Here is a 9441-nt window from a genome sequence, read left to right as displayed (position 1 = left end):
CCCCCCCCCACCTCCGGGCAGAACACGCGACTTCGCGGGTATTGTCCGAATGGAGACGACCGTGACCGGAGGAAAGGAGAGCTCGCTTGCCCCCCAAGGGGAAATCTGACGGCAGCCGCGCACCGCTGTCGCTGCGTGAACGCAATCGGCTGCGCACCCGACAGGAGCTGCTCGATGCGGCACTGGAGGTCTTCGCCGAATCCGGGTATGGATCGGCGACGGTCGATTCCATCGCCGCGCGGGCCGGGGCGTCGAAGGTGACGCTCTATTCCTACTTCCCTCAGGGGCGTGAAGAGCTCTTCCGCGAGTTGTACGAACAGATCAACAACGAGCTGATCACAACGGCAACCGAGGTCTATGCCTCCGAAGGACATTTCACTGCCCGGATTCTGGCACTGACCGAAGCCCTGATGAGTATCGGTGAAAGGCCCTTGGTCGGTCGTTTCTACTCGATCGACGATCCCGCGCTCGACACCGCACTCAATCCGGTTCGCGGTCATGCCTCGCGTGTGATCGTCGATCTGATCGCCAACGACCTTGCGACGGAACGGCGGCTGCGAGTCTTGCGAACAACCGCGGAACCAGCGGCGATCGCCCAACTACTGGTCGGCGCTATGCGGTCGGGCCTGGCCGAGGTCGCCAAAGGGCGGATCACGTCCGGTGAGATCCGGCACGCCGTAGAAGCACTGGTCAGCGGACTGTAAAGCGAATAGTTGGTCGACGCCGCGACTCGCGACGTCGGCCAACACCGTGGCAGCGTGTGCGCCACAAGGAATCGACTGGCCTGCCCCACGACAATACCGCTACGACGATCGGCCCGGTCGCCGATGCTGCGAGGCATCGGCGACCGGGCCGCTACGGTATCCGGCGACGATCGTCAGGCGATGTGGTCGTAGACGCGCTTGCCGCCGAAGTAGGTGTATTCGACCTGCGTCTTGTGGATTTCGTTCGGCGCGATGTCGAACAGGTTCTGATTCAGCACGATGAAATCTGCCGACCGTCCCACGCCGAGTACACCGATGCTGTCTCCGAATCCCATGGCATGAGCGGTGTTCCGGGTGAAAGCGCTGATCGCACCACGAACATCGATCCTCTGGCTCGGGTTGTTCTCACCGGGCACCGCGGGGTCCGGATTGGCTCGGGTGACCATCGTCTCCATCGCAATCCAGGGACTCGGAATCGGAACCACCGGCCAGTCCGATCCACCGGACAGGCAGGCACCGCTGTCGAGCAGATCCCGGAAGGGCCAGTTCCTTTTCAGGACCTCTGCCGGAACTTGATTGGCGATGCTGTCGTCGAACGGTGTGGGGAACCAGATGTAGGGTGAAGCATCCGGCACAACGTCGAGCTCCGCGAAGCGGGACAGGTCTTCCTCATCGATGTACGCGATATGCGCGATCTGGAATTTCTGCTCGTCGCCGTCCTCCTTGCGGATGACCTCGATCGCATCCAGGGCCTGCCGCACCGCGCGGTCTCCGGTGGCGTGCAGTTTCACACCCAATCCCAACTCCCGGCAGCGCCGCAGAATCGCCACCAGATCGTCACTGGTCCAGAACAGCGGGCCCGAGTCCTCGGGGTCCTCATGGTCCCCATGGCACACGTACGGGTGCAAGAGTGCGGAGGTCCGCGTCATCGGGACGCCGTCAAGGAACAGCTTGACGAAGTCCGGGCGGACATGGGTGCGGCGGTAAGTACGCGAGGCCGCGAACAATTCCTCGCCCACGAATTCCTCGCCGAAGAAGGGCCTGGCCGGCAATGAGCCGAAGACCCACGCGGTGAGTTCACCGTTGTCGTCGAGAGTGCTCAGAGCACGAAGATCACGCTCGGAGGTTCCGGCATCCTGAATCGCGGTGATACCGAAGGAGTTGAACATTTTCACCGCTGCTCGCAGCGAAACGACGTCGCGTTCGGCCGGATTCGCGATCGACCGTGCGGCCGCCTCCTCCACGGCGTCACACCCGGACTCCCAGAGCACCCCGGTGAGGTTTCCGGACTCGTCACGCACATAGGTGCCCCCGTCCGGGTCGGGCGTTTCCGCTCCGATACCGGCGATTTCGAGCGCGCGGGAGTTGACCCAACGGTTGTGGTGCGAGTCGTCCCGAAGCAGGACCGGCCGTCCGGCGCCGGCTTCGTCTAGCTTCTCGAGATAGCCACCCTTGGCGAGTTGGTCCAGCAGTGGGCTGCCGACGATGCCGCCGATCACCCACTCGTCCGGACCGACCGTTGCCGCGCGCTCGGCTACCTTTGCCAGGATTTCTTCCAGACCGTCGGCGGGCCCGAAGCTCAATTCCCATGCGATCTGCGCGCCGCCCATGCCGAGGTGGGCATGCACGTCGCACAGTCCGGGCATCACCATTCGCCCGGCGGCGTCGATGATCTCGGTAGTGGGTGTGGCGTATGAATTCACCGACTCCGCGGATCCCAATGCCACGATTTTGCCGTCTTTCACAGCAATTGCTTCGACCCATTCATTGCTCGGATCGCTTGTGTAGACCCTGGCATTGGTGACGATCAGATCGGCTGTTTCGGTCATGTAATGTCCTTCTTGATTTTTCCGGCCGGTGCCTCAGAGCGTGTCGTGCACGACACGGCCGCCGACGATCGTCCTGAGTACCTGAGTTGACGGCAGCGCATCGATGCTGCAAGTGATGGGATTGCGATCGATGATCGCGAGGTCGGCGTGACTGCCGGGAGTCAGGCGGCCGATCCCTTCCCAGCCGAGAACGGACGATCCGCCGGAGGTCCACATGTCGAATGCCTCGGCGCGTGTGATGACTTGCCCCGGTCCGGCGTTGGATCGGCCGCTCGGGGAAATTCGGTGTGTCACGGCGAGCTGCATTTGTTCGAACGGGTTCGCCGGACCCCAGTCCATCGAGCCGGCCAGTGGAGCACCGGAATCGAGCATGTGGCGCAGCGGGTTCAGCAGTTTCAGTGCCTCCTCGCCCATACGCTCCGCGATCATATCGCCTTTACCGAAAGTGAAACTCATACTGGCAGTCATACTGAAGCCCAGCTCCGCGAACTGCTTCGCCTGCTCCTCGCGCATGAAGATGCCATGCTGGACCACCCAGGGAACTCGGTCCAAGTTGTACTTGGCCATCATCTCCTTGGTGAGTTCGATGTTTTCGTCGTGTTCATCGGGGGTCAAGGAAAGCACGTTGAGCCGCAGGCCGTGTTCGGCGCAGAACTCGTAGAACAGGCGGGTCTTTTCGACGTCGACTTTTCGCTGGCCCTTTGTGATCCTGCCGAAGGGATCCTGGTAGCCGGAGTCCCACCGTGCGAAGCCGGCCGAACAGGGACCGGTGATCGTCGCGGTGATGCCGTCGATTCGCAGCCAGTCGTCCTCGAGGGTGCGAATCGCGAGCGCCCGCTCGAGATTTTCGCGGACCGCCTGGATCGACAGCGGGCTGCCAGGAAAAGCGTTTTCCTCCAGTTCGGGCGCGGTCTGCACGCGGAGAGTCAGCAGCCCCTGAGCGTGCAGACCACGATAGGCGTCGATGAGTGGGAAATCCATCGCATGGCCCTCGTAAATGGTCGTGATTCCCATGGCGTTGTACTCCGCCATCGCACCGATCATCGCCGGAAAAACCCGCTCCGGCAGAATGACCGGTGGCATCTTCGTCTGGAGGTCGTTGAAGAACGCGTCCTGGTTGTAGTAGGAGGTGACGCTGCCGTGGACGATGCCAGTCGGATTGCCGTCGCTGTCCTTTTCTATCCAGACATCGGATACCCGATCGGGTGTCGACGCATCGATTCCGAGTACCTGTAGCGCGAGCGAATTGAGCGCGATCACGTTGGGCAGCCGGGGGGCCCAGGCCCGAATCAAGACCGGGTGGTCGCTGGTCGCGCGATCGAGCACATTTCGGTCCGGCAACCCGCCCTCGATGAGATCCTGTGCTGAACGACGAAGGAAGTAGTGCGGTTCGCCGACTGGCGAGGTCTGGATCCATTCGCCTTTGGGCGTCTGCGCTGCAGCTGCTCGAACGGCCTCGACAATGTCGTGGTGGCTTTTCGCATCCGTGATATCGAGGCTGCTCGCCCGAAATGCGGTGAAATGCATCAGGTGCGGATGGGTGTCCACGAGGCCCGGAATCACGATCGCGCCGTCCAGGCTCTTGCGCTCGACGCCGGTGCCGGCCGCTGCCAGCACCTCGTCGTTGGAACCGACTGCGGCCACTCGGCCGTCGTTTATGAAGATTGCCTCGCCGGTCTGCTGCGAGCTGACGAGCACCTCGGCGTCCGTGTACACGACGTTTGCCGGCACAGCATTGTGTGACTGATTCATCGTATTTCTTTCCTTCGTCGTCACCACGACGGGGCGACGGTCTTCCTATGGTCAAGTGTCCGCCGGACCGAAGCCGGCGACTGAAGGAAAGTGTACTAAGCGTTCAATGTTCTGTCTGTAAGTATTTAGATTTTTACGATAGTAAAAAATTTGTTACCTGACAGGGGGCGCAACCGAGCATTATCCACGTGCCGTGGCATCGATGCAAACCGGTCAGGGCACGCCGGGCCAGACCGGACCCCAAGGCAGGATTCCGGTCTGGCCATTGCGGCGTTCTCCGAGCGCTGTTCAGCTGTTCGCGTTGTCTACCTTGGACGGATGTCCCGCGAGCGGGGTCACCTTGATGTCCATATAAGGAAAAAGCGGCAATCCGGACAGCAGGTCGTGCAGCTCGTCGTTGGATTCGACGTCGAAGATCGAGAAGTTCGAGTACTCGCCCACGATCCGCCACAGCTGCGGCCACTTTCCAATGCGCTGCAACTGCTGACTGTATGCCTTCTCGCGGGCGACGATATCCGCCCGGACGTCGGATGGGAGGTCGTGAGGAAGGTTCACGTCCATCCGGACATGGAATAGCATGGGTGGAACTCCTTGGTAGACAGGGTCTTTCAGACGCTTTCCGGATCGAGGACGAAGCCGTACTCGACCACCTGCGAGGCACCGTCCGGTCCGGGCTGCGGATCGAGAATCAGTTCGGGCTTGACGGCTGAGGCGATGTCGTCGTCGTTGTGTTCGTCGTTGGGGAAGTACAGCTGCGCGGTGAGCAGCTCATGTCCCGGCGCGGACACCTTGACGTGCAGATGGGCGGGACGCCAGGCGTGCCACCCGGCGGCCGCGATGAGCTGGCCACACGCACCGTCGGTCGGGATCTGATAGGGGGCTGGGCGGACGGTGCGGATCTCGAATCGGCCCTCGGCGTCGGTGGTGAAGGTGCCGCGCAGGTTCCACTCCGGGATCTCCGGGGCGAACTGCGAGTACAAGCCGTCATCGTCGGCGTGCCAAAGTTCCACCCGGGCGCCCGCGAGGACGCTGCCGTCGGTCGAGGTAACTCGGCCGGTCCAGATCAGCGGGGTGCCGGCCTCGTTCTCCCGCATCGGAATCGTTCCGCTCGAACCGGAATCGGGAGAGCCCGGCACATAGTAGGGGCCCTCGATCGTTCCCTTGTTGCCCTTACGGTGCTCGGTGGCGACGTCCTCGACAACATGCTCGATCCAGACGTCGAGGAACAGCGGCCACTCGCCGTCCTCGCCCACCTTGATCAGCCATGCCTTGACAGCGTTGTACTCCGCGTAGGTGACCTTGTGCTTGCGGATGGTGTTGTGCACCGCGCCGAGTACTTCGCGGGCAAGCAGATCCACGCGCTCGTTCGATGCCCCGGCGGCGCCGGCGGACTTGTCGGCCTTGAAGCGCGCGGTGGCGCCGGCGCCTGACGCGGCCGCTGTCGGCTGGGTGGTTGTGGTCATGAATCCTCCTTGATTCCCAGGGCTGTTTTCAGTGGTCTTGCCGGTAGCGGCGGATTTTTTCGGGGTCCAGGTCGACTCCGAGCCCGGCGCCCGGACGGATGGTGAGCTCGCCGGCACGAATCTGCAGTGGTTCGGTGAGCAGGTCGTCGCTCATGTCGAGGAAGTTGGACAGCTCGCCTGCCCGCCGCGAAGTGAGCGAGAAGGCGGAGCCGAAGGCCACAGTGCAGACCGAGCCGAGCTGTCCGTCGATCTGGTTGCCCATCACGACTTCGAGTCCCAGTCCTTCGGCGAGGTGATGCACTCGCTGCGAACCGGTGAATCCGGTGCGGGCGGTTTTGATGCTGACCGCGGTCGCGGCACCCGCCAATACCTCCCGGGTGACGTCGGCTGGGGTGGGCACCGACTCGTCGGCGATGAAAGGTACGTCCAAGCGGGAGACCAGCCACCGCCTGCCGAGTACGTCGTCGGCGGGGCAGAGTTCTTCGGCGAAAAGCAGGCCCAGCTCGGACATTTCCCGCATGGCCGCGGCGGACTCGGACGCGGTCCAGCCTCGATTGCCGTCTATGTAGAGGTCGATGTCGGCACCGAACCGGTGGCGCAGCGCTCGCACCACCGCGATGTCGAGTCCGGCTGGTCGGCGGCCGACCTTCACCTTGAAGGTGGTGATGCCGTAACTGTCGCGCATGCGCTCGGCCTCGGCGACCATCGCGGCCGGATCATCGAAACCCAGCATGTGAGATACCCGCATGCGGTCGGTGAATCCGCCGAGCAAATCGGTGACCTGGACGTCGAGGGTGCGTCCGAGCGCGTCCCACACCGCCATGTCGATCGCTGCTTTGGCGGTCGGGTTGCCAACCGTGCGGCCCAGCCGGGCGCCGATGGTTTCGCGCTGGAGCAGCGTCAGTCCGATGATCTGGGGTGCGAAGATCTTTTGGATCACCGCCACGATCCCGTCCTGGGTCTCGCCGTAGGTGAACGGGCGGGGCGGCGCCTCCGCCACACCGACGATGCCGTCGTCGGTGTGCACCCGCACCAGCACATGCTCGGCGACGTGCACCTCGCCGGAAGCGAACTTCAGCGGCTTACGGTAGGGGATGGCGAACGGAATCGCTTCCACGCCAGTGATTTTCATCTGCTGACCTCGGTAGGTTGCGGGGCCGACGCCAGGGCGTCGGTGAGGACGTCGAGAACAGAGGCGACTGCCGCGGAGTCGTCATCGCGGTGCCAGGCCAGCGCCAATTCGACCGGCTCGGCGTCGAGCAGATCACGGAATACGACTCCGGCCAGCGGCAGCGCGCGAGCGGATGCGGGCACGATTGCGATGCCGAGCCCGCCTGCTACCAGTGCGAGCAGCACAGCGGTACCTGCCGCCTCGTGCCCCACGTGCGGACTGAATCCGGCGGCCCGGCAACTGCGCTGCGCCGCCGCGTTGACCACAGAGTCCGGGCTGGCGTACGCGATGAAGTTCTCCGTGCGCAGGTCGGCCACCCCGATCACGGGCTCGAGGGCGAGTCGGTGATCGACGGGCACGGCCAGCACGAGCGGCTCGACTTCGAGAGTGTGCAGCGCGATGCCGTCGCCCCGGACCGGCGGTCGAAGTATACCCAAGTCGAGGCTGCCGTCGCGCAGCCGGTCGCATTGCGCGGGGGTGAGTAGATCCGAATGGACTTCGAGTGCGATACCGGGCAGATCGCGCTGTAACGTGCGAGCGATTCGCGGGAGGTGGGACAACACTGCGGTGCCGGTGAAGGCCATGCGGACCAGGCCGCGCCGGCCCTCGGCGATCCGGCGGACGCCGTGCACACTTTCATCGACGATAGCGAGCACTCGGCGGGCTTCGCCGAGCAGAAACTCGCCCGCCGGTGTGAGCGAAACGTGGCGGGTCGTGCGGGTGAACAGCTCCGCGCCGAGCTCCGTCTCCAGTTGTCGGATCGCCTGCGACAACGCCGGTTGCGCCATATGCAGGCGCTCCGCTGCTCGGCCGAAGTGGCAGGTATCGGCGACGGCCGCGAAGTAACGCAGGTGACGTAGCTCCATGGGGACCTCCTTTCGCTCCACCGCAACCCGCCGAATATGTGCATTGAGTCACGGTAGGTACAAGCATTCAGTTCCGACAAATACTTATTATGCGTCAATTGATACGCTTGGATGATTAATTGGGGTCCAGGCCAGAGCTGGGCATTCACCTGGGGTGAGCGCCGTCACACCCTGTCACCATTGACGAACACGCCACGGCGGCGAGCGCTGCCGCCGGCCGGAGCGAAGTCGCTCGAAGCTGTTGGAGGACTCAATGACCAGTACGCTCGACCATCTGTCCGATGTGCTCGATGACGCGATCGTCGAGGACCGCGAGGCCGGTATCTACCGGGCCAAGCGCGAGATATTCACTGACGAAGACATCTTCGAACTCGAAATGAAGCACATCTTCGAGGGCAACTGGGTCTACCTGGCGCACGAGAGCCAGATCCCGAACCCGGGCGACTACTTCACCACCTACATCGGACGGCAGCCGATCGTCATCACGCGCGACCGCGACGGCGAGCTGCACTGCCTGATCAACGCCTGTGCCCACCGCGGGGCCATGCTCTGCCGCCGCAAGACGGACAACCGCCTCACCCTGACCTGCCCCTTTCACGGCTGGACCTTCCGTAACGACGGCAAGCTGCTGAAGGTCAAGGATCCCGATGGCGCGGGTTATCCCGATTCGTTCGATAGCAACGGATCGCACAACCTGACCAAGGTGGCACGCTTCGAGAGCTACCGAGGGTTTCTCTTCGGCAGCCTGAACGCTGATGTGGTGAGTCTGGGCGAGCATCTCGGCGACACGACCACAGTCATCGACATGCTGGTCGACCAGTCTCCCGAGGGCCTGGAGGTGCTGCGCGGCTCCTCGACCTACACCTACGACGGAAACTGGAAGGTGCAGGCCGAAAACGGTGCCGACGGCTACCACGTCACCGCGACGCATTGGAACTACGCCGCCACCACCGCGCGCCGCAACACCGGTCAGTCCAAGAACGACACCAAGACCCTCGACGCGGGCGGGTGGGGCAAGTCGGGCGGCGGCTACTGGTCGTACCCCCATGGGCACCTCTGCCTGTGGACCTGGGCGGCCAACCCGCAGGACCGGCCGCTGTGGCCGCGGATGGACGAACTCAAGCAGAACTTCGGCGACGCCAAGGGCGAGTTCATGGTCAAAGGCTCGCGCAACCTGCTGCTGTACCCGAACGTCTACCTGATGGACCAGTTCAGCACCCAGATCCGGCACTTCCGGCCGATCAGCCACGACAAGACCGAGGTCACGATCTACTGCATCGCCCCGAAGGGGGAGAGCCCCGAGTCGCGTGCCTGGCGGATCCGGCAGTACGAGGACTTCTTCAACGCCTCCGGCATGGCTACGCCCGATGACCTCGAGGAATTCCGATCCTGCCAGCTCACGTTCCAGGCGACCGCCGCGCCGTGGAACGACATGAGCCGCGGCGCCCAGCACTGGGTGTCCGGACCCGACCCCGTCGCGGAGTCGCTCGGCATGCACGGTGTGCTGTCGGCCGGTCTGAAGAACGAGGACGAGGGCCTCTATCCGGTGCAGCATGGCTACTGGCTGTCCGTCATTCGTGCGGCAGTCGAACGTGAGCGTGCTCGATCGGCCGCCGACCAGTCCGCCGCAACCGGCGCCGAAGCCTGAGGGGAACA

General features: G+C 63.7%; 8 protein-coding genes. 2 read left to right on the top strand and 6 right to left on the bottom strand.

What is annotated here, in order from left to right; translation table 11 throughout:
• Nucleotides 1–86 precede the first annotated feature (86 nt).
• Complete coding sequence (locus tag ACT86A_RS24980; RefSeq protein ID WP_445094652.1) at nt 87–704, top strand: TetR/AcrR family transcriptional regulator; 618 nt, start codon at nt 87–89, stop codon at nt 702–704.
• Nucleotides 705–877: 173 nt separating this feature from the next.
• Here ACT86A_RS24980 and ACT86A_RS24975 read toward each other — a convergent pair whose 3' ends face one another.
• The 6 genes from ACT86A_RS24975 to ACT86A_RS24950 all read right to left on the bottom strand — a co-directional run bounded on the left by ACT86A_RS24975 (nt 878) and on the right by ACT86A_RS24950 (nt 7785).
• Nucleotides 878–2533, bottom strand: coding sequence for an amidohydrolase (locus ACT86A_RS24975; protein WP_445094651.1), 1656 nt, complete (start codon nt 2531–2533; stop codon nt 878–880).
• 33 nt (nt 2534–2566) lie between these two features.
• The gene (locus ACT86A_RS24970) at nt 2567–4285 is read right to left on the bottom strand and encodes an amidohydrolase (RefSeq protein WP_445094650.1); all 1719 of its coding nucleotides are present in this window, start codon (nt 4283–4285) and stop codon (nt 2567–2569) included.
• Nucleotides 4286–4573: 288 nt separating this feature from the next.
• Nucleotides 4574–4864, bottom strand: a complete 291-nt coding sequence (gene catC / locus ACT86A_RS24965; protein WP_445094649.1) for a muconolactone Delta-isomerase — start codon at nt 4862–4864, stop codon at nt 4574–4576.
• A 29-nt stretch (nt 4865–4893) separates the two neighbouring features.
• Nucleotides 4894–5748, bottom strand: a complete 855-nt coding sequence (gene catA, locus ACT86A_RS24960; RefSeq protein ID WP_445094648.1) for a catechol 1,2-dioxygenase — start codon at nt 5746–5748, stop codon at nt 4894–4896.
• A gap of 28 nt (nt 5749–5776) precedes the next feature.
• Nucleotides 5777–6880: a mandelate racemase/muconate lactonizing enzyme family protein gene (locus ACT86A_RS24955; protein ID WP_445094647.1), complete on the bottom strand. Its 1104-nt coding sequence runs from the start codon at nt 6878–6880 to the stop codon at nt 5777–5779.
• Nucleotides 6877–7785: a LysR substrate-binding domain-containing protein gene (locus tag ACT86A_RS24950; protein WP_445094646.1), complete on the bottom strand. Its 909-nt coding sequence runs from the start codon at nt 7783–7785 to the stop codon at nt 6877–6879. The genes ACT86A_RS24955 and ACT86A_RS24950 overlap by 4 nt, the downstream gene beginning before the upstream one ends.
• 253 nt (nt 7786–8038) lie before the next feature.
• Between ACT86A_RS24950 and benA the strand changes: the two genes are divergently transcribed.
• Entirely contained in the window at nt 8039–9433 is a 1395-nt protein-coding gene (gene benA, locus ACT86A_RS24945) for a benzoate 1,2-dioxygenase large subunit (protein WP_445094645.1), read from the top strand.
• Nucleotides 9434–9441: the final 8 nt, after the last annotated feature.

Source organism: Nocardia glycosmidis, assembly GCF_052545115.1.
This window is presented reverse-complemented; position numbering and strand designations above follow the sequence as displayed.

What these genes read in the sequence shown, in the direction of transcription:
- ACT86A_RS24955 (WP_445094647.1), bottom strand. Translation starts at nt 6,880, where the DNA reads ATGAAAATCACTGGCGTGGAAGCGATTCCGTTCGCCATCCCCTACCGT.
- benA (WP_445094645.1), top strand. Translation starts at nt 8,039, where the DNA reads ATGACCAGTACGCTCGACCATCTGTCCGATGTGCTCGATGACGCGATC.
- catC (WP_445094649.1), bottom strand. Translation starts at nt 4,864, where the DNA reads ATGCTATTCCATGTCCGGATGGACGTGAACCTTCCTCACGACCTCCCA.
- catA (WP_445094648.1), bottom strand. Translation starts at nt 5,748, where the DNA reads ATGACCACAACCACCCAGCCGACAGCGGCCGCGTCAGGCGCCGGCGCC.
- ACT86A_RS24950 (WP_445094646.1), bottom strand. Translation starts at nt 7,785, where the DNA reads ATGGAGCTACGTCACCTGCGTTACTTCGCGGCCGTCGCCGATACCTGC.
- ACT86A_RS24975 (WP_445094651.1), bottom strand. Translation starts at nt 2,533, where the DNA reads ATGACCGAAACAGCCGATCTGATCGTCACCAATGCCAGGGTCTACACA.
- ACT86A_RS24970 (WP_445094650.1), bottom strand. Translation starts at nt 4,285, where the DNA reads ATGAATCAGTCACACAATGCTGTGCCGGCAAACGTCGTGTACACGGAC.